The following is a 20,586-nucleotide window of genomic DNA, read 5'->3' as shown; positions in this document are numbered from 1 at the left end:
GGTCGGGGGTGTGGGGTGTCACGGCGGGGTCTTTCCTCACTTCTGGATACGTTCGGCCACCAGCACCGGCCGCTCGGGCAGCGACACGGCGACGGCGGTTCCGGCGCCGAGGCCGGCGGCCTCGTGCGCGGGCAGGTCGGCCTTGGCCTCGGTGCCGTCGGCCAGTCGTACGGTGACCCGGACGACCGCGCCGAGGAAGGCGGTGGCGACCACGCGGGCGCCGCCCCGCTCGTCGGCAGCCAGCCGTACGGCCTCGGGCCGCACCAGCACGTCCACCGGGCCGTCGGGCACCTCGCCGTCGGCCGGCAGCCGCTGCCCGAGCACGTCGGCGGTGCCGTCCTTCAGCACGCCCGGCAGCCGGCTCATGGTGCCCACGAACTCGGCGACGAAGGCGGTGGCGGGCCGCCCGTACAGCTCGGCGGGCTCGGCGCACTGTTCGAGCCGTCCGTCCCGCATGACGGCGACCCGGTCGGCGACGGACAGGGCCTCCTCCTGGTCGTGGGTGACGAACAGGGTGGTGATGCCGAGCTCCTGCTGGAGCCGGCGGATCTCCTCGCGCAGCGTGAGGCGTACCTTGGCGTCCAGCGCGGACAGCGGCTCGTCGAGCAGCAGCACCCGCGGGCGCAGCGCGAGGGCGCGGGCGAGCGCGACGCGCTGCTGCTGGCCGCCGGAGAGCTGGTGCGGGTAGCGCCCGCCCTTGTCGCCCAGGCCGACCAGTTCGAGCAACTCGGCTGCGCGGGAACGGCGTTCGGCGGTGCGGACCTTGCGCATCCGCAGCCCGAAGGCGACGTTGTCGAGGGCGTCCAGGTGCGGGAAGAGGCTGTACGACTGGAAGACCATCCCCGCGTCGCGACGGTGGGCCGGAACCCGGGTGACGTCCTCACCGTCCACCAGGACGGCGCCGGAGTCGGGGTGCTCGAACCCGGCGAGCATGCGCAGCGCGGTGGTCTTGCCGCAGCCGGACGGGCCGAGCAGGGCCAGGAACTCGCCGGGCCGGACGCTCAGGTCGAGTCCGTCGAGGGCGACGGTGGATCCGAACTCCCGCCTCAGAGAGCGGAATTCGACGGTGGCGGCCTTGGCGGCCGTTGCCTTCTCGGGTGTGGTGACGGTCATGGCGGTTCATCCCCGGTCGGAAGCGGTTCGGGCGCGTCCGCCGCCGGCACCGGCGAGCGCGAGGAGCAGGGCCCACGTGACGAGCAGGCTGAGCACGGACACGGCGACGGACATCTGGGCCTGCGAGCCGCCGACGTCGTAGATCCAGACGGCGAAGGGCCGGAAGCCGAGGAGCTGGGCGACGGTGAACTCACCGAGGACCAGCGCCAGGGTGAGGAAGGACGCGTTCAGCAAGGCACCGCGCAGGTTCGGCAGCACGGCCCGGACGAGCGCCCGCGGCCAGGAGGCACCGCAGCTGCGGGCGGCCTCGACCAGGGTCCGTACGTCGACGGAGCGCAGTCCGGCGTCCAGGGCGCGGTGGACGAAGGGCAGCGCCATCACGACGTAGGCGAGGACGAGGACCACCGGGAAGTTCTCGTTCTGGATCGCCACGAACGTCTGGAACAGCGGGGTCCGGGACAGGTGCTCCGGCCCCCACTTCAGCACGGTGACGAGGCCGGCGACGAACGCGATCGGCGGCACCACCAGCGGCAGTGAGCACACCACCTCGACCACCGGCCGCAGCCGGGGCGCGCCGAGCCTGAGCGCGACCGCGGCGGGCACCATCAGCAGCAGGACGACCGCGATGGTGGCGACGGCCAGCTCCAGCGAGAGCAGCAGGCTGGAGACGAAGCCCTCGGTGGACAGGATCCTGGTGTAGGCGTCGAGGGTGACGCCCTGTCCCGGCACGTCCAGCGTGAAGATCACGGAGGCGGTGAGCGGCACCAGGAAGTACAGGGCGGCAAGGCCGAGGACGGCCCACCGCCACGGGGTCAGGCGTCGAGCCATCGGGCGCTCCGTCGTTGCAGGGGCAGGTACACGGCCATCACCAGGGCCGCCACCAGCACCATGTCGAGGCTGAGGGCGAGGGCGACGTTCTCCTGGCCGACCAGGACGTTGCCGGACAGGGCGTCGGCGATCTGCAGGGTGACCAGCGGGACCGCGCTGCCGACCATCGCGGCGGCGGTGGCGTAGGCGGCGAAGGCGCTGCCGAAGAGCAGCACCAGGCCGCCGAGCAGGGAGGGCGCCAGCACGGGCAGGGCCACGTGCCGCCAGTACTGCGCGCCGGTGGCGCCGTTGTTCAGCGCGGCCTCCCGCCACTGGGAGCGCAGGCCCTCCAGGGCCGGGGTGATGGTGAGGACCATGAGCGGGATCAGGAAGTACAGGTAGACCAGGACCAGGCCCCAGAAGCTGTACAGGTCCCAGCCGCTGTCCTTCAGGCCGAGGTGCACGGTCAGCACGCCGGCGTTGCCGAGGGTGGCGACGAAGGCGAAGGCGAGCGGGACCCCGCCGAAGTTGGCGAGCACACCGGACGCGGTCAGCACGGCCTCGCGCAGCGCGCGGGAGCGGGAGCCGACCACGGCCTGCGCGAGCGGCAGCCCGAGCAGGGCGCCGAGCGCGGCGGAGACCGCCGACAGCTTGACGCTGCCGAGCAGCGCGGTGAGGTACGGGCCCTGGAGCGAGGTGGTGAGGTTCCCGGTGGTGTAGGAGGTGGCGCCGGTGGCCGGGTCCTTGACCGTGAAGGCGCCGTCCAGGACGGCGAGGGCCGGCAGCCCGAAGGCGATCTCCGTGAACACCAGCAGCGGCACCACGGCGAGCCAGCCGGGGGCGTGGCGCCGCCGCTTCGCCGGAGCGACGGGCGCCACGTCCGCGCGCGGGAGGGCGGCGGTCATCCGGAGACGGCCTTGCCCCAGCCCTGGGCGAGGGCCGTCTTGGCCTTGCTCTGCTGGTCCTCGGTCGGGAAGGCGGGCGTGCCGGTGACCTTCGGGAGCTTGGCGGCGGCCGTCTTGTCGAGGGTGCCGGCCCTGTCCATGGCGGTCATCAGGGCCGGGCGGGCGTAGCCCTTGAGCCACAGGTTCTGGCCCTCGGTGCTGTAGAGGTACTCCTGCCACAGGCGGGCGGCCGCCGGGTGCGGGGCGTCCTTGTTGACCGCCTGGGAGTAGTACTGGGCGTACTGGCCGTCGGCCGGGATGGAGACCTTCCAGTCCACGCCCTTGGACTTGAACTCGTCGGCGTAGCCGGCGTTCAGGTAGTCCCAGTCGATGGAGATCGGGGTCTCGCCCTTCTCCACGGTGGCCGGGGTGGACTCGACGGGCGTGTAGTTGCCGTTCTTCTTCAGCTTGGCGAAGAAGTCCAGGCCGGGCTGGATGTCGTCGAAGGAGCCGCCGTCGGCGAGGGCGGCCGCGTAGACGCCGCCGAAGGCCGAGCCGGACTTGGTGGGGTTGCCGTTGAGGGCGACCTGGCCCTTGTACCGCGGCTTGAGCAGGTCCTTGAAGGTGGTGGGGCAGGTCTTCACCCGCTTGGCGTCGCAGCCGATGGAGATGTAGCCGCCGTAGTCGTTGTACCAGCGTGCCTGCGGGTCCTTCTGAGCCTCGGCGATGTCGCCGTAGTCGGCCACCTTGTACGGCGCGAGCAGGCCCTGCTGGGCGGCGCTGAGGGCGAAGGAGCTGCCGAGGTCGAGGACGTCGGGCGCGCGGTCCTGGCCCTTCCTGGAGGTGACGGCGTTGATCTCGTCCTGGCTGGAGCCGTCGGGGCTCTCGTCCTCGATCTTGATGCCGTATTTCTTCTGGAAGCCGTCGATGATCGCGCCGTAGTCGGCCCAGTCGCGGGGCACCGCGATGATGTGCAGCTTCCCCTCCTTCTTGGCCGCCGCGACCAGGGCGTCCAGGCCGCCGAAGTCGGCCGCCGAGGTGGCGGTGGCGGCGTTCTTGCCGGTCTTGGTGGTGCTGGCCGCGTTGTCGGGGGCGGCGCCGCAGGCGCTCAGCGCGAGCGCGGCGACGACGGCGAGGGAGCCGCCGAGGACGGCGTTTCTCGGCAGGGACACGGTCACGGTCTCTCCAGGGGGCGCACGAGGGTGGAGTGATGCCAGGAACTTGTCTGAACAAGTTGGCCTCAGTACGCCCGGCGCCGGTGTCCCGTCCGTGAACGCCGGCGAAACACCGGCCCCTGTTTCCCTGCACACTTCCGGCTGCCACGGATCATGCTCGAACGTCGATTAGGCTGGTCACGCTGTGCACAGCGGCCTACGCGGAGGGGAAGCATGACGGCGCGACACGAGGAGATCGCGGACGAGCTGCGCCGCGCGATCGACCGGGAGGAGTACACGGTCGGCAGCCGGCTGCCCTCGGAGTCGGAACTGGCCGCGCACTACGGCGTCTCGCGCGGTACCGTCCGGCAGGCGGTCGCGGCGCTGACCGCCGAGGGGCTCATCGGGTCCCGGCAGGGCGCGCGCCGGGTGGTCCTGGCCGGCCGTCCCAACCAGAGCTTCGAGGAGCTGCGCAGCTTCGCCCAGTGGGCGCGGGCCATGGGCCGGGAGGCGACCGGCCGTGTGGTGACCCAGGAGTACCGTCCGGCCGGCCACGAGGACGCCGCACGTCTGCAACTGGCCGTCGGTGTCCCGGTGCTGCACGTGCTGCGGGTGCGCGGCCTGGACGGCGAGCCGGTGCTGCTGGAGCGGACGGTGTACGCCGACTGGATCTCTCCCGCGGTCGAGGCGATCGACCCCGGCTGCGCCTCGGTCACCCAGCGTCTGTACGACGACACCGGTCTGGTCTTCGCCTACGGCGAGCACGTCATCGACGCGGTGGCCGCCGGCGCGCTGGACGCCGAGCTGCTCGGGGTGCGCCGGACGAGTCCGCTGCTGCGGGTTCGGCGCGTGACGACGACGCGCGAGGGGCGCCCGGTGGAGTGGTCGGACGACCGCTACCGGCCGGACGCGGTCAGCTTCAGTGTGCACAACTCGATCGGGAACAATCCGCTCGCGCGGAAGACGGCGGAGTAGAGGGCGGGGCGCGCGCTCGTCGCCGGCTGCGGGTGCGCGGTGGTCACTCGCGCGGTTCCCCGCGCCCCTGCCTGCCCGCCCCTACCCCGGCGCTCCGGAGGAGAAGCGGCGCAGGAGGGGGGACAGGACCAGCACCGACTTGGTGCGTTCCACGAACGGCTCGCCCGCGATGCGCTCCAGCACGCGTTCGAAGTGGCGCATGTCGGAGGCGAAGACCTGCACGACGGCGTCCGCCTCGCCGGTGACCGTCGACGCGGCCACGACCTCCTGGTAGCGCTCCAGACCGCGCTGGATGGTCTCCGGCGAGGTGTTGCGCCGGCAGTAGATCTCGACGAACCCCTCGGTCTCCCAGCCGAGGGCCGCCGGGTCCACCCGGACGGTGAAGCCGGTGATGGCTCCGGTGGCCCGCAGCCGGTCCACCCGCCGTTTGACGGCGGGGGCCGACAGGCCGACCATCTGCCCGATGTCCGCATAGGAGCGGCGGGCGTCCTCGGCGAGGGCGTGCACGATGCGTTCGTCGAGATCGTTCAGCACGGGCGGTGGTTCACTTCTCCGGTTCGGTCACTTCTCTGCCGCGGGCGCGACGTCCGGGGCGGCGGTCGCCAGGCGGGAACGGCGATAGCCGTATCCGAAGTAGAACACGAGCCCGACGGCCATCCAGACACCGAACACGACCCAGGTGACGGCGGACAGGCTGCCCATCATCCACACGCAGAAGGCGAAGCCCAGCGCGGGCAGCACCGGCGACAGGGGCACGCGGAAGGTGCGCTTCATGCCCGGGCGGGTCCGGCGCAGCACCACGACGGCGATGTTGACCAGAGCGAAGGCGAACAGCGTGCCGATGCTGGTGGCGTCGGCGAGCTGGCCCAGCGGGACGGCGGCGGCCAGGACGCCGCAGAACAGGGAGACGATCACCGTGTTGGCGCGCGGGGCGCCGGTCTTCGGGTGCACCTTGGCGAAGATCTTGGGCACCAGGCCGTCGCGCGACATCGCGAAGAGGATGCGGGTCTGGCCGTAGAGCACGGTGAGCACGACGCTGGCGATGGCGATGACGGCGCAGAACGCCAGCAGGGTGCCCCAGAAGCTCTGGCCGGTGACGTCCTTCATGATCTGGGCGAGCGCGGCCTCCGAGTCGTTGAACTGCCGCCACGGCTTCGCGCCGACGGCGACCGCCGCGACCAGCACGTACAGGGCGGTCACGATGACCAGGGAGAGCATGATGGCGCGGGGCAGGTCGCGCTGGGCGTTCTTGGCCTCCTCACCGGCGGTGGAGGCGGCGTCGAAGCCGATGTAGGAGAAGAACAACGTGGCACCGGCCGCGCTGACGCCCGCCATGCCGAGCGGCATGAAGTGCGCGTAGTTGCCGGACTTGAAGCCCATGAAGCCGATGGTGCAGAACAGCACCAGCGCGGCGATCTTCACACACACCATGATGGTGTTGGCCCGCGCGGACTCCTTGGCGCCGCCGAGCAGGAACACCATGGCGAGGATCACGACGATCAGGGCCGGCAGGTTGAAGACACCGCCGTCGACGCCGGGCGGGTTGGCCAGGGCGTTCGGGATGGTGACGCCGATGGTGCCGTCCAGCAGCTCGTTGAGGTACTCGCCCCAGCCGACCGCCACGGCGGCGACGGAGACGCCGTACTCCAGCAGCAGGCACCAGCCGCAGACCCAGGCGATCAGTTCGCCCATGGTCGCGTACGCGTACGAGTAGGAGGAGCCGGCGACCGGGATGGTGCCCGCCAGCTCGGCGTAGGACAGTGCCGAGAACAGCGCGGTGAGGCCGGCGATCACGAACGACAGGGTGACGGCCGGGCCCGCCTTCGGCACGGCCTCGCCGAGGACGACGAAGATGCCGGTTCCGAGCGTGGCACCGATGCTGATCATGGTCAGCTGCCACAGCCCGAGGGAGCGGCGCAGCGACCCTCCCTCGCCCTGGCCGCCCTCGGCGACCAGGCGTTCGACGGGCTTGCGACGCATGAGGCGCGCGGCTGTGCCCGGGGACGCGGAGGCGGCCGTTCTCTCGTTCTGCGGGGGTGCGCCTTGGTCGAGCACGCGGGCTCCTTATCGCTGCCGGTCGATGCGCGCGGGGACGGGCGGGAGCCCTGCAGGGGCAGGGACCCGCCGAGCGGAGTCCCCGCCACGCCACGTACAGCGCAGCACCCTACGGGGGGCGCCTTCACCGGCGTAATGCAGCAACCTTGCGCGTCCGGGCATCATCCTTGCGTTCCTCCGACCGGAACGCCGATTCGTTGCGCACGCGCTTTCGACCGTTGCACAGCCGCCTCACCAGCGCCTTTTACGCGGTCTTGGCCCCCGGGTACGCCGACGGCCCCCGTCCCTCCCGGTCGGGGAGGGACGGGGGCCGTCGGTCAGGGTGTGGCGGGCCGGCTCCGGCTTGCGTGCGGGGCTCGGCTCCAGCCGGCGTGCTCGCTCAGCTCCAGCTGGCGTGCAACGGCTTGCCCTCGGCGTAGCCGGCGGCGCTCTGGATGCCGACGATGGCCTTCTCGGCGAACTCCTCCAGGGAGCCGGCGCCCGCGTAGGTGCAGGACGAGCGGACACCCGCGATGATCGAGTCGATCAGGTCCTCCACCCCGGGACGGGCCGGGTCGAGGAACATGCGCGAGGTGGAGATGCCCTCCTCGAACAGCGCCTTGCGGGCCCGGTCGTACGACGACTCCTCCGAGGTCCGGTTGGCCACGGCACGCGCGGAGGCCATGCCGAACGACTCCTTGTACAGGCGGCCGCCCGCGTCCTGCTGGAGGTCGCCCGGGGACTCGTAGGTGCCCGCGAACCAGGAGCCGACCATCACGTTGGACGCGCCGGCCGCGAGGGCCATGGCGACGTCGCGCGGGTGGCGGACACCGCCGTCGGCCCACACGTGCTTGCCGTACTTGCGCGCCTCGGCAGCGCACTCCAGGACGGCGGAGAACTGCGGCCGGCCCACACCGGTCATCATGCGGGTGGTGCACATGGCGCCCGGGCCGACACCGACCTTGATGATGTCCGCGCCCGCGTCGATCAGGTCCTTGACGCCCTCGGCGGAGACGATGTTGCCCGCCGCGATCGGCACGTGCGGGTCGAGCGCGCGGACCAGCTTGATCGCGCTGATCATCGACTCCTGGTGGCCGTGCGCGGTGTCGATGACGAGCGTGTCCACGCCCGCGTCGAGCAACTGCTTGGCCTTGCCCGCCACATCGCCGTTGATGCCGACGGCGGCGGCGACGCGCAGCCTGCCCTTGCCGTCGACGGCCGGGGTGTAGAGCGTGGCGCGCAGCGCGCCCTTGCGGGTCAGGATGCCGGCGAGCCTGCCGTCCTTGTCCACGGCGGGGGCGTAGCGGCGGTTGTGGGTGTCCAGGGTGGTGAACGCCTCGCGCGGGTCGATGTCCGCGTCGAGCAGCAGCAGGTCCTTGGACATGACCACTTCGAGCTGGGTGAAGCGGTCGACGCCACTCAGGTCGGCGTCGGTGACCACGCCGACGGGACGCAGCTGGTCGTCGACGACGACACCGGCGTTGTGGGACCGCTTGGGCAGCAGCGCGAGGGCGTCGGCGACGGTCTGGTGCGGGGCCAGCACGATCGGGGTGTCCAGCACCAGATGGCGGCTCTTGACCCAGGAGACGACGTCGGCGACCACGTCGATCGGGATGTCCTGCGGAATGACCACCAGGCCGCCGCGCCGGGCCACCGTCTCGGCCATGCGGCGGCCGGCGATGGCGGTCATGTTGGCGACGACGAGCGGGATGGTGGTGCCCGTGCCGTCCGGCGAGGAGAGGTCCACGCCCTGACGCGAGCCGACCGCGGAGCGGCTCGGCACCATGAAGACGTCGTCGTACGTCAGGTCGTACGCGGGCTGGATGTCATTGAGGAAACGCACGTGCCGCACATCCCAGTCGATCAGAGGTGACCCCCCGACGGGTGCGCCAGGGGGAAAGAAGCACGTACTTCATTCTCCCATGACGGGGGCGCCGTCAGGGCCCCACAGAACCTCCAGGCCCGGCGGACGGACCCTCGGACGATCCTCCAAGGGCCAGGACGACGGCGAGCCCGGGGGTGCGGTCGACGGCCTCGGCGAAGACGTCCTGCGCGGTCAGCCACTCGCCGGGGGCCGCGTCCGCGTACGGTCGCCAGCCCCGTACGACGACCAGCATCCCGCGTTCGACGGCGGTCGCGGGCCACACCGTGTGGTCGCAGAGGGAGTCCACCAGCGCGTCCCAGTTGCGGCCGAACCAGTCGGGCAGCGCCAGCGCCCGGGCGGCCCGGTCCATCAGGCCCGCCTTGTCGGTGACGCCCGTGAGGTCGAGGGTGACCACGAGCCGGCCCGTCAGGTCTTCGCTCATCTCAGCACCGCCCGGAACGAGTTGTAGTGATCATCCGTGTAGTAGATCTCCCCGCCCCGCCCGGTGACGAGCCGCCGCGCCCCGCGGTCGTGCGCGCCCGGGGTCGGCACCGTGTACTCGTGGTAGTAGCCGCGTGCGTGCTGCGGCAGCAGCCGCTCCAGGTTCCCGAAGACGATGCCGTCCCTGGCGTAGGGGAAGGGGCCGCCCCGGTCGATGAGCACGAGGGTCCGCCGGGCCTCGGCCGGGAGCCGGGACTCCTGGACGGTGGCCGTGCCCCGGGCCCAGGCGGGCGTGGACGCGCCGGAGGCCGGAGCGGTGCCCGCGCCCGGGTCCGTGCCCGTGCCCGGTGAGCATCCCGCCAGCAGGGCGCAGAGACAGACCAGCAGGCCCACGAGGGCGCGCAGGACGCGTGGGAACGGTCGTGGGAGGAGCGGTGGCAGCATGCCGCCGATGCTGCCACGCCCGTCCCGTCACGTCCGCCCCGCGCCCCGCGGCGGGCCCGGCAGGTCCGCCCCGCGCCCCGCCGCGGGCCCGTCACGTCCGCGCCGGGCGCCGCAGCGGAGGTGCTTCAGTGCCCGTCGGGGTCCGACCGGCTGAGCGCGGGCTTCGGCGTCGGGCCCGCCGTCATCAGGTAGTCGGCGGCCGAGGTGTCGGTCACCAGGCTGGTGACCAGACCGGAACGCAGCACCGCGTCGATCGCGGACGCCTTGCGCTGTCCGCCGGCGATCGCCACGACCTCCGGGATGCGGCGCAGCTGGTCGGTCTTGACCGTGATGCACCGCTCCCCCAGGTCACGGCCGATCCGGCGGCCCTCGGCGTCGAAGAGGTGCGCGGACATCTCGGCGGCGACACCGAGCGAGGCGTAGTGCGCGCGCTCCTCGTCGCTGAGCATGTCGTGCACGGTCGAGATGCCGGGCTCCCAGGAGCCGATGGAGACGCAGGCGACCGTGACCTTGTCGAAGTACTCGAAGGCCCGGGCGATGCCGGTCTGGTGACGCAGCGCCCCGGCGGTGGCCGCGTCCGGCAGCAGCATCGGCGCGTAGATGGGATGGGCGTCGCCGCCCGACACCTGCGCGGCACGGCGCACCGCCTCGACCGAGCCGCGCTCGGCGGTCCCGGCGTCGTACACACCCGTCAGCTGGACCACCGTGCACGGCGGCAGCCGGTCGAGCGCCGCCGCCATGTGGATGGTGGAGCGGCCCCAGGCCAGGCCGAGGACATCCCCCTCGTTGACGAGCTCGCCGAGCAGGTCGGCGGCGACCTCACCGAGGTTCTCCGGGTCGGGGGTCTCCTCCGCCTCGGCCGGGGACTCGACCACGACGGCGTGCCTGAGGCCGTAGCGGGCGCGGAGCGCGTCGGAGCGCTCGGCGTCCAGCTCGGCCGGGACGCGGATCTCGATCCGTACGAGATCCCGTTCGAGGGCGGTCTCCAGGACCCGGGCCACCTTGAAGCGGCTGACGCCGAACTCCTCGGCGATCTGGATCTTGGACTTGCCCTCGAGGTAGAAGCGGCGGGCCATGGCCGCCGCCTGCACCAGCTCAGCGGGTCCCATCCGCATGGCTGACCGGCCCGCCGACATACCCGACACGGCGATCTCCTCACTGCTGTTCACACTCTGGATTCGCCGTTCATCCTTGCAGATCCGGCGCGACTGCTCCGCCCTGATGGGCGCCCTACATTCAACCGTTCACGTAGCCGTGGCTCAGTGGTCGCATGCCCAGGATGCCTTGGCGGTCGCCGCCTCCGCCTGGGTGCGCAATGCACGTACCGCCTCGGCCGGGTCCTTCGCCCCGTAGACCGCCGACCCGGCGACGAAGACGTCCGCCCCCGCGTCCGCGCACCGTTCGATCGTGGAGGCCGACACACCGCCGTCGACCTGCAGCCACATCTGCAGGCCGTGCTTGCCGATCAGCTCACGGGTGCGGCGGATCTTGGGCAGCATGATGTCGAGGAAGGCCTGGCCGCCGAAGCCCGGCTCGACCGTCATGATCAGCAGCATGTCGAGCTCGGGGAGCAGATCCTCGTACGGCTCGATCGGCGTCGCGGGCTTGAGCGCCATGGAGGCGCGGGCGCCCTTGGCGCGGATCTCCCGGGCGAGCCGCACGGGGGCGGCCGCCGCCTCCACGTGGAAGGTGACGGACGAGGCGCCCGCCTCGACGTACTGCGGGGCCCAGCGGTCCGGGTCCTCGATCATCAGGTGGCAGTCCAGCGGGGTGCCCGTCGCGCGGGCCAGTGACTCCACGACCGGCACGCCGAGCGTGAGGTTCGGGACGAAATGGTTGTCCATGACGTCGACGTGGAGCCAGTCGGCTCCCTCGACCGCCCGGGCCTCGTCCGCGAGGCGGGCGAAATCGGCGGACAGGATGCTGGGGTTGATCTGCGCGGCCATGCCCCAAGCCTGCCATGCCGCTGCGCTCGGCAGTAACGGCGGTCTGTCGCGGTTGCGCTACGGCTGGCCGGTGGGGGCGGTCGTGTGGTTCCCCTGCGGGGCGGTGGGGAGTAGTCGCGTAGTCCCCTGCGGGGCGGTGGGGGCTGGTCGCGCAGTTCCCCGCGCCCCTGGGAGACGCCGGCCGCTGTCGAGCGGGTCGGTGGGGACACGCCGCGGCGGCCGCAGGCGCACGTCACGGGCCGACCGTGGGGGCGCGGGGACGCTGTCGGGGTCAGGCGGTGCGGCGGATAAGGGCGAGGTACATCGCGTCGGTGCCGTGCATGTGGGGCCAGAGCTGCACGTCCGGGCCGTCGCCGAGCGCGGGGACGCCCGGGAGCAGGGGGCGGGCGTCGATGAGCTCGGTGTCCGGGTGCTGCTTGAGCACGTCGGCGACGACCGCCCTGGTCTCGGCGAGGTGCGGCGAGCAGGTGGCGTAGCCGACGACCCCGCCGACGCGCACCGACTCCAGGGCGGTGCGCAGCAGGGCCCGCTGGAGCGGCGCGAAGTTGTCCAGGTCCTCAGGGCGCCGCCGCCACCGTGCCTCGGGGCGCCGGCGCAGCGCGCCGAGCCCGGTGCAGGGCACGTCCATCAGCACCCGGTCGAAGGTGCCGGGGCGCCACGGCGGCCGGGTCCCGTCGGCGGCGATCACCTGGTACGGACCCGGGTTGCCGTCCAGGGCCTTCGCCACCAGGCCCGCGCGGTGCGGCTGCTTCTCGGAGGCGAGCAGCACGGCTCCGCGCTCGGCGGCAAGGGCGGCAAGCAGCGCCGCCTTGCCGCCAGGGCCGGCGCACCCGTCGAGCCACGCGCGGTCCGGGCCGTCGAGCGGGGCGTTCGCGAGGGCGAGCGCGACCAGCTGGCTGCCCTCGTCCTGCACCCCGGCCCGCCCCTCGCGGACGGCCTCGACGGCACCGGGCTCGCCGCCCTCGGTGAGCCGCACGGCGTAGGGCGACCAGCGCCCCGGCACGGCGGCGTCCTCCCGGAGCAGCTCGTCCGTCGTGGCCCGGCCCGGCCTGGCCACGAGGGTCACCTCGGGCCGCTCGTTGTCCGCTTCTAGCAGGTCCTCGATCCCGGCCCGGCCGCCGCCCAGGGAGTCCCACAGCGCGGAGACGACCCAGCGGGGGTGCGAGTGCACCACGGCGAGGTGGTCCTCGGGATCCTCGTCGTAGGGCGGCGCGACCTTCTCCAGCCAGCCGTCCAAGTCGTTCTGCGCGATCTTGCGCAGCACGGCGTTGACGAACTTCGCCCGCCCGTCGCCGAGCACGACCCGCGCCAGCTCGACCGAGGCGGACACGGCCGCGTGCGTCGGGATCCGGGTCCCGAGCAACTGGTGCGCGCCGAGGCTCAGTACGTCGAGCACCGGCGGGTCGACCTCGCGCAGCGGCCGGTCCACACAGGCCGCGATGACGGCGTCGTACGTGCCCTGCCTGCGCAGCGTCCCGTACACCAGCTCGGTGGCGAGGGCGGCGTCCCGCGCGTCGAACTTCTCCGGCCCCTCCTTCTCCCGCGCCTTGCGCAGCAGCGGGGGCAGCACGAGGTTGGCGTACGCGTCCCGCTCGTCCACGGCGCGCAGCGCCTCGAAGGCGAGGATGCGGACGGGGTCCTTCTGGGGACGGCGGTAGGGCTTGGCGGGCTTGTGCGGCCGCCGGGACTGCTCGCTCACGAAAAAGGTGCTCCGGATGGGAAGAAGGGGGTGCGGTTCCCAGCGTACGTCGCAGCACGGTCACCCCCGCCGCCCGGGGCGGCGCGGGCGCCGCCCCGGCAGGTGCTCAGCCGCCGACGCGCTCGCCCTCGGCGATCCGCGCCCCGCGCGCCCAGTCCGCCGCCCGCATCGGCTTCTTGCCCTGCGCCTGCACCCACAGCAGCTCGACGGCGTAGGAGCCCGTGCCGACGTGCACGCTGTTCTTGCCGACGGCGAGCTGCCCGGGGGCGAGGTCGGTGCGCTCGGGCACCGACGCGGCCTGGACGATCTTGAGCCGCTCGCCGCGGAAGGTGGTCCAGGCACCGGGGGCCGGGGTGCAGCCGCGCACCACCCGGTCCACGCGCAGCGCGGGCGCGGCCCAGTCCACCTGGGCGTCCTCCACGGTGATCTTGGGCGCGAGGGTGATGCCCTCCGCCGGCTGCGGCACCGCCTTCAGGGCGCCGTCCTCGATGCCGTCCATGGTGGCGGCCAGCAGTCCGGCGCCCGCGAAGGCGAGCCGGGTGAGCAGGTCCCCGCTGGTGTCGGTGGGCCGGATCTCCTCGGTGACGGTGCCGTAGACGGGGCCGGAGTCGAGCCCCTCCTCGATGAGGAAGGTGGCGGCCCCGGTGATCTCGTCGCCCGCCATCAGGGCGTGCTGCACGGGCGCGGCCCCGCGCCAGGCGGGCAGCAGCGAGAAGTGCAGGTTGACCCAGCCGTGCGCCGGGATGTCCAGGGCGACCTTGGGCAGCAGCGCGCCGTAGGCGACGACCGGGCAGCAGTCCGGGGCGATCTCCCTGAGCCGCTCCAGGAACTCCGGGTCCCGCGGCCTGACCGGCTTCAGCACCTCGATGCCGGCCTCCGCCGCCCGTTCGGCCACGGGCGACGCGACCAGCCTGCGCCCACGCCCGGCCGGTGCGTCGGGCCGCGTGACGACGGCGGCGACCTCGTGCCGCCCGGAGGCGATGAGAGCGTCCAGGGCGGGAACGGCGACCTCGGGGGTACCGGCGAAGACCAGCTTCATGGGCGGGATCGGGCCTCTCGGGCGGGGGTTGGACGAGCAGCGCACCAGTCTATGGCCAGGGCCGGACCGCCGCCCCGTCGGCCACGGGCGGACGGCTGCCCGCGAGCGGGGGTGCACGCAAGGGAGGGCGGCGTACGCATATGCCTGTACGCCCCCAGCCCGTGACCAGCGGAGCGCCTACGCGTTGGTCAAGAAAGAGTTGACCACATCGGGCCGCTTTCGCGGGCCCAGTTCCTTTCAACGCCGGTTCGAGAGGCTTGTTCATGGCCGACCACGCAACCCACGACGCCCAGGCCCGGGCCAGCCTGCACTTGCTGGTGCGGGACATCGAGCGGGTCCGCCGGCAGGTGGACGCACTGCGCACGCTCACCGCCCAGCTCGGCAACGTCTACCGCCCCCGCCGCTCCGGTCCCTCCGCGGGCTTCGTCGTCTACGGACGGGCTCCCGCCCCGACGGTCCGCCTCGCCCAGGAGCTCCGGGACAGCGTCGAGACGCTGGTCACGGCCGCCGTGGACTTCGACCGCTCGCTGGGCTTCTCCTGGGACGCGGTGGGCTCGGCGCTGGGGGTCACCAAGCAGGCGGTGCACCGCCGTTACGGCGCCCGTCGCGCCGCCACCCAGGCCGCCGCCGAGACCGAGCGGGCGACCGAGCCGTCCGGCACCCGCACGCTCAACCCCGCGCTGCCCTCCCTCCCTGCCCTGCCTGTCCTGCCCGCGGCGGTACCGACGGTGCCCGCCGCCCGTTCCATGCCCACCCAGCCCACCGCGGGCAGCCCCACGCTCCGCGAGGACGCGCGGCCCACGGCCTTCCCCGGCCCACGCAACGGCTGACCGGCACCGGCCGACGTCCTCCCCTGCCCTCCCGGGCCACCTCCGGGAGGGCAGCCGCACACCGGGACGCGCCCCGGCGCCACCGCCCCCCGTCGGCCGCGCCTCGCTCACCGGCCCCGCACCGTCACCCGATATCCGGCGGATCGACGGGCCCTCGCACCGCATCCCCGCCGCGCGCCATCCGCGCCGCCTGGGCCGTCTTCAGGGCGGCGGCCGGTGTGGACCCGCTCCCCGGCGGCACCCACACCCAGCACCCGCGCCCACTGCCGGCAACGCCCTCGGTCCGCGCTACCGTCCGGACAGAGTCCCGGCAGCCACGCGCCACCCGCCGGACCGGCACTCTCACCCGATGTCCGGCGGATCGCCCGGCACCCGCACCGCATCCCCGCCGCCCCGCGCCATCCGCGCCGCCTGGGCCGTCTTCAGGGCGGCGGCCAGTGCGGACCCGCTGCCCGGCGGCACCCGCACCAGCGCCCGTTCCCAGTGCTCGCCCGGTGAGGGCGCGCCCGGTCTGTGAGGGCGGCCGGGCAGCGTCGGCGCCACCGGCACCGGCCCCAGCACCTCGGCGTCCGGTGGCAGTTGGGCCGCCCCCAGGAACTCGGCCACGGCCTCAGCGGGGCCCGACACGGCCGCCATCCGGGACACCGGCGGGAAACCCAGCTCGGCCCGCTCGGCCAGCTCCCGCACCGCATGGCCGACCGGGTCCCACCGCACCAGGGCCTGCACGGGCCGCAGCGTCGGCTCGGCCACCACGACGACGGTCCCGTGCTCCCCCTGCGGCCGCACCAGGGCCCCGGCCGCGATCCAGCGGCGCAGGGCGTCCTCCCCCGCGCGCAGGTCGGGCCGCCCGAGCATGGCCCAGCCGTCCAGCAGCAGGGCGGCCGCGTAGCCGCCCTCGGCGACCGGCTCGGCTCCCGGGGTGCTCACGACCAGCGCGGGCGTGCCCGGCACGGTGTCCAGCACATGCTCACGCCCCGAGGTGCGCACCGGCACGGCGGGGAACGCCCGTCCCAGTTCCTCGGCGGTCCGCCGGGCCCCGACCACCTGGGCGCGCAGCCGGAAGCCGCCGCACTCGGGGCAGTGCCAGGCCGCTTCCTCGCGCCCGCACCAGCCGCACGTCAGCGCTCCCGCGTCCCGCGCCTCCAGCGGGCCCGCGCAGTGCCGGCAGCGGGCCGGCGCCCGGCACTGGGCGCACGCCATCCGCGGCACGTAACCCCGGCGGGGCACCTGGACCAGCACGGGTCCGTGCCGCAGGCCCTCGCGGACCGCCTGCCAGGCGAGGGTGGGCAGCCGGGCGGCCCGGGCGGCCTCGTCGCGCGCGAGGTCGTCGTCCCCGACGGTGCGCACCAGGGGCGCGGCCCGCCGTACCTCCTCGCGCCCGGCGACCAGGGGCCGCGCCCAGCCGCTCTCCACGAGCTGCGCGGCCTCGACGGTGCAGCTCCACCCGCCCAGCAGAAAGGCGCACCGGTCGAGGGCGGCGCGCAGCAGCAGCACATCGCGCGCGTGCGGCTGCGGGGCGTGCTGCTCGCTGTGGCTGTCGTCGCCGTCGTCCCAGATGGCGACGAGCCCGAGGTCCCGCACGGGGGCGAACATGGCGGCCCGCGTCCCGACCACCGCCCGTACGGCGCCCCGCCGCACCGCGAGCCACTGCGCGTACCGCTTCTCGGGCCCGGCGTCGGCGGTGAGCAGCGCGTGCCGGCCCTCACCGAGAAGGGCGGTCAGCGCGGCGTCGACCCGCGCGGCGGCCCGTCCGTCCGGTACGACGACGAGCGCGCCGCGTCCCGAGGCGAGTGTCGCGGCGACGGCCCGGGCCAGCTCCTCGCTCCACAGCGGCCCCGGTAGGGCGTTCCACACCGCCCTGGGCGCTCCCCCGGCGGCCAGCGCCTCCAGGAAGGCGCCCCCGTGCCCGTACCGCGTCCAGGACCCGGCGCCGGGCGCGGGCGGCGCCGGCAGGGGCTCGGGCGAGGGCCGCCGCTCGGCCCGCGCGCTGCGCGGCGGCACCGCCAGCTGCAGCACATCGGCGAGGCTGCCCGCGTACCGGTCGGCGACGGCCCGGGCGAGCCCGAGCAGTTCCTCGCTCAGCACCGGCTCGGGCGACACGACCTGGGCCAGGGCGGCCAGCGGCCCCGCGTAGTCGGACTCGGCCCGCCGCTCGACGAGGTAACCGTCGATGAGCCCGCCGCCCTCCCGGCGCCCCTCGCGCACCCGGCCCCGGCCGGCCCCGAACCGCACCCGTACCCGCACCCCGGGGCGCGCCTCGGCGTCCATCTCCTCGGGCACCGCGTAGTCGAAGTACCGGTCGAGGTGCAGCACGCCCTTGTCGACCAGCACCCGCGCGACCGGCAGTTCCTTGGCGAGCGCGGCCCCGCGCCAGGTCCGGGGCTTGGCCCGGGGCACCCTGGCCTCGCGCACGCTCTCCCGAATGAGCGCGAGCTGCTCCGGCGGCGCCCCTTCGGCCCCTCCGGTCCCGTCCGCCCCGCCGTCCGGGGGCGCCCCGTTCTCGCTGCTCACGCTTGCATTCTTACCAAACGGCACCGACAACCGGACCGGACGGCCGAGGCCCGGCCCCCGTGCGGGGACCGGGCCTCGGTGGAGGATCCGTGCGGGCTACAGGCCCACGGCCTTGCGCAGGGCCTCCACGCGGTCCGTGCGCTCCCAGGTGAAGTCGGGCAGCTCGCGGCCGAAGTGGCCGTACGCCGCCGTCTGGGCGTAGATCGGGCGGAGCAGGTCGAGGTCGCGGATGATCGCGGCCGGGCGGAGGTCGAAGACCTCGTCGATGGCCTTCTCGATCTTCTCGGCCTCGACCTTGGCGGTGCCGAAGGTCTCGACGAACAGACCGACCGGCTCGGCCTTGCCGATGGCGTAGGCGACCTGGACCTCGCAGCGCGCGGCCAGGCCGGCGGCGACGACGTTCTTGGCGACCCAGCGCATGGCGTAGGCGGCCGAGCGGTCGACCTTGGACGGGTCCTTGCCGGAGAAGGCGCCGCCGCCGTGCCGGGCGAAGCCGCCGTAGGTGTCGATGATGATCTTGCGGCCGGTGAGGCCGGCGTCGCCCATCGGGCCGCCGATCTCGAAGCGGCCGGTCGGGTTCACCAGCAGGCGGTAGCCCTCGGTGTCGAGCTTGATGCCGTCGTCCAGCAGCGCCTTCAGCTCCGGCTCCACGACGAACTCGCGGATGTCGGGGGCCAGCAGCGACTCCAGGTCGATGTCCGAGGCGTGCTGGCTGGAGACCACGACCGTGTCGAGGCGGACGGCCTTGTCGCCGTCGTACTCGATGGTGACCTGCGTCTTGCCGTCGGGGCGCAGGTAGGGGATGGTGCCGTTCTTGCGGACCTCGGAGAGGCGCTTGGACAGGCGGTGCGCCAGGAAGATCGGCAGCGGCATCAGCGTCGGCGTCTCGTCGGACGCGTAGCCGAACATCAGGCCCTGGTCGCCGGCGCCCTGCTTGTCCAGCTCGTCCTCGTCGCCCTCGACCCGGGACTCGTACGCCGTGTCGACGCCCTGCGCGATGTCCGGGGACTGGGCGCCGATCGAGACCGACACGCCGCAGGAGGCGCCGTCGAAGCCCTTCTTCGAGGAGTCGTAGCCGATCTCCAGGATCTTGCTGCGGACCAGGGTCGCGATGTCCGCGTAGGCCTTGGTCGTGACCTCGCCGGCCACGTGCACGAGACCGGTGGTGATCAGCGTCTCGACGGCGACCCGGGAGGACGGGTCCTCGCGCAGGAGCGCGTCGAGAATGGTGTCGCTGATCTGGTCAGCGATCTTGTCGGGGTGACCTTCGGTCACGGACTCCGAAGTGAACAGGCGACGGGACACAACGCTCCCTGGGGTTGCAGCGGCTGCTGGCTGATCATGGGCGGACCACGCGCGGGGGCTGCGCCCGGCGTCGTCCGAGAACAGTTTATCGGTCGCGCTCGACCGCCGGCCCACCCGTCTCGCCTCTCGGGAGCGCTGTGACCTGCGGCACGGGCATTCTGCACAATGCCGCGCGGCCTTGGCCAGGGGCGCCACGCAAGATCGCGCGACATCGTGGTAGGGAAAAGAGACGCCGAACGGCCGAATCGATACGGCGCGAACGGCGCAACCGGATCAGCCCAGACGAGCCGCCACGAGGTCCCAGACGGTGTCCGCGAGGGCTTCCTTGGGGCCGTGCGGGACGGGCGTCTCGCTGCCGTCGGCTCCGAGCACTAGGGCCTCGTTCTCCTCGGAACCGAAGGTCTTGCGCTCGCCCACCTCGTTCACCACGAGCAGGTCGCAGCCCTTGCGGGCCAGCTTGGCGCGCCCGTTGGCCACGACGTCGTCGGTCTCGGCGGCGAATCCGACCACCACCTGTCCGGGGCGGCCGCGGTCGGCCGAGATCTCCGCGAGGATGTCCGGATTCCGCACCAGGACGACCGGCTCCGGGTCCTGGCCGTCCTTCTTCTTGATCTTGCCGGAGACGTAGACCGCGGGGCGGAAGTCGGCGACGGCGGCGGCCATGACCACCGCGTCGGCGTCCCCGGCGGCCTTGAGGACCGCCTCACGCAGCTGTACGGCGGTGCCCACCTGGACGACGTCGACGCCGGCGGGGTCGGCGAGGCCCGTGTTGGCGGCGACCAGGGTCACCCGGGCGCCGCGCGCGGCGGCCGTGCGGGCGAGGGCGTAGCCCTGCTTGCCGGAGGAGCGGTTGCCGAGGAAGCGGACGGGGTCGAGGGGCTCGCGGGTGCCGCCCGCGGAGACGACGACGTGCCGGCCGGCGAGGTCGGGCCCGGCCACGCCCCGGGCCAGTACACGGCGGCAGACCTCGAAGATCTCCGCCGGGTCGGGCAGCCGGCCCTTGCCGGTGTCGACCCCGGTGAGCCGGCCGACGGCGGGCTCGACGACGACGGCGCCACGGCGGCGCAGCGTGGCCACGTTCTCCTGGGTGGCCGGGTGCTCCCACATCTCGGTGTGCATCGCCGGGGCGAAGACCACCGGGCAGCGGGCGGTGAGGAGGGTGTTGGTCAGCAGGTCGTCGGCGAGGCCGTGGGCGGCCTTGGCGAGCATGTCGGCGGTCGCCGGGGCCACCACGACCAGGTCGGCGTGCTGGCCGATGCGGACGTGCGGGACCTCGTGGACGGCGTCCCAGACCTCCGTGGAGACCGGGTTGCCGGACAGCGCCGACCAGGTCGCCGCGCCCACGAAGTGCAGGGCGGAGGCGGTGGGCACCACACGCACGTCGTGGCCCGACTCCGTGAACCTCCTCAGCAGCTCACAGGCCTTGTACGCGGCGATGCCGCCACTGACCCCCAGAACGACCCTCGGCTTGTCCACCATCTCTCCCCGGCTCGGCGACGTACGCGGCCACGTACGGAGCAACGTACGGAACCATGACACA

General features: G+C 73.5%; 18 protein-coding genes. 2 read left to right on the top strand and 16 right to left on the bottom strand.

What is annotated here, in order from left to right; genetic code table 11:
- Nucleotides 1–36: 36 nt before the first annotated feature.
- Genes V7E45_RS18070 through V7E45_RS18055 form a run of 4 tightly spaced genes read right to left on the bottom strand, consistent with a single transcriptional unit; the run spans nt 37 to nt 3,982 of the window.
- A complete protein-coding gene (locus V7E45_RS18070; RefSeq protein WP_333775204.1) occupies nt 37–1,113 on the bottom strand; it encodes an ABC transporter ATP-binding protein in 1,077 nt (358 codons plus the stop codon).
- Nucleotides 1,114–1,119: 6 nt separating this feature from the next.
- Nucleotides 1,120–1,941, bottom strand: a complete 822-nt coding sequence (locus V7E45_RS18065) for an ABC transporter permease (protein WP_333775203.1) — start codon at nt 1,939–1,941, stop codon at nt 1,120–1,122.
- On the bottom strand, nt 1,926–2,825 hold the full coding sequence (locus tag V7E45_RS18060) for an ABC transporter permease (RefSeq protein ID WP_333775202.1): 900 nt from the start codon (nt 2,823–2,825) through the stop codon (nt 1,926–1,928). The genes V7E45_RS18065 and V7E45_RS18060 overlap by 16 nt, the downstream gene beginning before the upstream one ends.
- Complete coding sequence (locus V7E45_RS18055) at nt 2,822–3,982, bottom strand: ABC transporter substrate-binding protein (RefSeq protein ID WP_333775201.1); 1,161 nt, start codon at nt 3,980–3,982, stop codon at nt 2,822–2,824. The genes V7E45_RS18060 and V7E45_RS18055 overlap by 4 nt, the downstream gene beginning before the upstream one ends.
- Nucleotides 3,983–4,192: 210 nt before the next feature.
- On the opposite strand from V7E45_RS18055, the gene V7E45_RS18050 reads away from it, so the two are divergent.
- Entirely contained in the window at nt 4,193–4,933 is a 741-nt protein-coding gene (locus V7E45_RS18050) for a GntR family transcriptional regulator (protein WP_333775200.1), read from the top strand.
- 81 nt (nt 4,934–5,014) lie between these two features.
- On the opposite strand, the gene V7E45_RS18045 is transcribed toward V7E45_RS18050, so the two are convergent.
- The 9 genes from V7E45_RS18045 to fmt all read right to left on the bottom strand — a co-directional run bounded on the left by V7E45_RS18045 (nt 5,015) and on the right by fmt (nt 14,400).
- Nucleotides 5,015–5,467, bottom strand: a complete 453-nt coding sequence (locus V7E45_RS18045; protein WP_020938820.1) for an Lrp/AsnC family transcriptional regulator — start codon at nt 5,465–5,467, stop codon at nt 5,015–5,017.
- A gap of 27 nt (nt 5,468–5,494) precedes the next feature.
- The gene (locus tag V7E45_RS18040; RefSeq protein WP_333775199.1) at nt 5,495–6,988 is read right to left on the bottom strand and encodes an amino acid permease; all 1,494 of its coding nucleotides are present in this window, start codon (nt 6,986–6,988) and stop codon (nt 5,495–5,497) included.
- A 379-nt stretch (nt 6,989–7,367) separates the two neighbouring features.
- Nucleotides 7,368–8,810: a GuaB1 family IMP dehydrogenase-related protein gene (locus V7E45_RS18035; RefSeq protein WP_333775198.1), complete on the bottom strand. Its 1,443-nt coding sequence runs from the start codon at nt 8,808–8,810 to the stop codon at nt 7,368–7,370.
- A 94-nt stretch (nt 8,811–8,904) separates the two neighbouring features.
- The gene (locus V7E45_RS18030; protein WP_333775197.1) at nt 8,905–9,273 is read right to left on the bottom strand and encodes a barstar family protein; all 369 of its coding nucleotides are present in this window, start codon (nt 9,271–9,273) and stop codon (nt 8,905–8,907) included.
- Complete coding sequence (locus V7E45_RS18025) at nt 9,270–9,716, bottom strand: ribonuclease domain-containing protein (RefSeq protein WP_333775196.1); 447 nt, start codon at nt 9,714–9,716, stop codon at nt 9,270–9,272. Before V7E45_RS18025 ends, V7E45_RS18030 begins: the two co-directional genes overlap by 4 nt.
- A 125-nt stretch (nt 9,717–9,841) precedes the next feature.
- The gene (locus V7E45_RS18020) at nt 9,842–10,885 is read right to left on the bottom strand and encodes a sugar-binding transcriptional regulator (protein ID WP_333775195.1); all 1,044 of its coding nucleotides are present in this window, start codon (nt 10,883–10,885) and stop codon (nt 9,842–9,844) included.
- A 90-nt stretch (nt 10,886–10,975) separates the two neighbouring features.
- On the bottom strand, nt 10,976–11,662 hold the full coding sequence (gene rpe, locus V7E45_RS18015) for a ribulose-phosphate 3-epimerase (RefSeq protein ID WP_333775194.1): 687 nt from the start codon (nt 11,660–11,662) through the stop codon (nt 10,976–10,978).
- A 271-nt stretch (nt 11,663–11,933) separates the two neighbouring features.
- Nucleotides 11,934–13,361, bottom strand: coding sequence for an RsmB/NOP family class I SAM-dependent RNA methyltransferase (locus tag V7E45_RS18010; protein WP_333775193.1), 1,428 nt, complete (start codon nt 13,359–13,361; stop codon nt 11,934–11,936).
- Between the two features lie 106 nt (nt 13,362–13,467).
- A complete protein-coding gene (fmt, locus tag V7E45_RS18005; protein WP_333775192.1) occupies nt 13,468–14,400 on the bottom strand; it encodes a methionyl-tRNA formyltransferase in 933 nt (310 codons plus the stop codon).
- 263 nt (nt 14,401–14,663) lie between these two features.
- Here fmt and V7E45_RS18000 point away from each other — a divergent pair, with 263 nt between their 5' ends.
- Nucleotides 14,664–15,230, top strand: coding sequence for a hypothetical protein (locus tag V7E45_RS18000; protein WP_333775191.1), 567 nt, complete (start codon nt 14,664–14,666; stop codon nt 15,228–15,230).
- Between the two features lie 342 nt (nt 15,231–15,572).
- On the opposite strand, the gene V7E45_RS17995 is transcribed toward V7E45_RS18000, so the two are convergent.
- The 3 genes from V7E45_RS17995 to coaBC all read right to left on the bottom strand — a co-directional run bounded on the left by V7E45_RS17995 (nt 15,573) and on the right by coaBC (nt 20,522).
- Complete coding sequence (locus tag V7E45_RS17995; RefSeq protein ID WP_333775190.1) at nt 15,573–17,741, bottom strand: primosomal protein N'; 2,169 nt, start codon at nt 17,739–17,741, stop codon at nt 15,573–15,575.
- 96 nt (nt 17,742–17,837) lie between these two features.
- The gene (metK, locus tag V7E45_RS17990) at nt 17,838–19,046 is read right to left on the bottom strand and encodes a methionine adenosyltransferase (protein ID WP_020938831.1); all 1,209 of its coding nucleotides are present in this window, start codon (nt 19,044–19,046) and stop codon (nt 17,838–17,840) included.
- A 273-nt stretch (nt 19,047–19,319) separates the two neighbouring features.
- Nucleotides 19,320–20,522, bottom strand: coding sequence for a bifunctional phosphopantothenoylcysteine decarboxylase/phosphopantothenate--cysteine ligase CoaBC (gene coaBC / locus V7E45_RS17985; protein ID WP_333775205.1), 1,203 nt, complete (start codon nt 20,520–20,522; stop codon nt 19,320–19,322).
- Nucleotides 20,523–20,586 lie beyond the last annotated feature (64 nt).

This window comes from Streptomyces sp. IBSBF 3136, from assembly GCF_036815105.1.
Lineage (GTDB): Bacteria > Actinomycetota > Actinomycetes > Streptomycetales > Streptomycetaceae > Streptomyces.
Note: the sequence above shows the minus strand (reverse complement) of the source record. Positions and strands in the feature narration are given on the sequence as shown.

Excerpts from the sequence above, each read along its gene's own strand:
- V7E45_RS18060 (WP_333775202.1), bottom strand. The coding sequence starts at position 2,825 with ATGACCGCCGCCCTCCCGCGCGCGGACGTGGCGCCCGTCGCTCCGGCG.
- V7E45_RS18030 (WP_333775197.1), bottom strand. The coding sequence starts at position 9,273 with ATGAGCGAAGACCTGACGGGCCGGCTCGTGGTCACCCTCGACCTCACG.
- V7E45_RS18050 (WP_333775200.1), top strand. The coding sequence starts at position 4,193 with ATGACGGCGCGACACGAGGAGATCGCGGACGAGCTGCGCCGCGCGATC.
- V7E45_RS18065 (WP_333775203.1), bottom strand. The coding sequence starts at position 1,941 with ATGGCTCGACGCCTGACCCCGTGGCGGTGGGCCGTCCTCGGCCTTGCC.
- rpe (WP_333775194.1), bottom strand. The coding sequence starts at position 11,662 with ATGGCCGCGCAGATCAACCCCAGCATCCTGTCCGCCGATTTCGCCCGC.
- fmt (WP_333775192.1), bottom strand. The coding sequence starts at position 14,400 with ATGAAGCTGGTCTTCGCCGGTACCCCCGAGGTCGCCGTTCCCGCCCTG.
- V7E45_RS18025 (WP_333775196.1), bottom strand. The coding sequence starts at position 9,716 with ATGCTGCCACCGCTCCTCCCACGACCGTTCCCACGCGTCCTGCGCGCC.
- V7E45_RS18070 (WP_333775204.1), bottom strand. The coding sequence starts at position 1,113 with ATGACCGTCACCACACCCGAGAAGGCAACGGCCGCCAAGGCCGCCACC.
- V7E45_RS18000 (WP_333775191.1), top strand. The coding sequence starts at position 14,664 with ATGGCCGACCACGCAACCCACGACGCCCAGGCCCGGGCCAGCCTGCAC.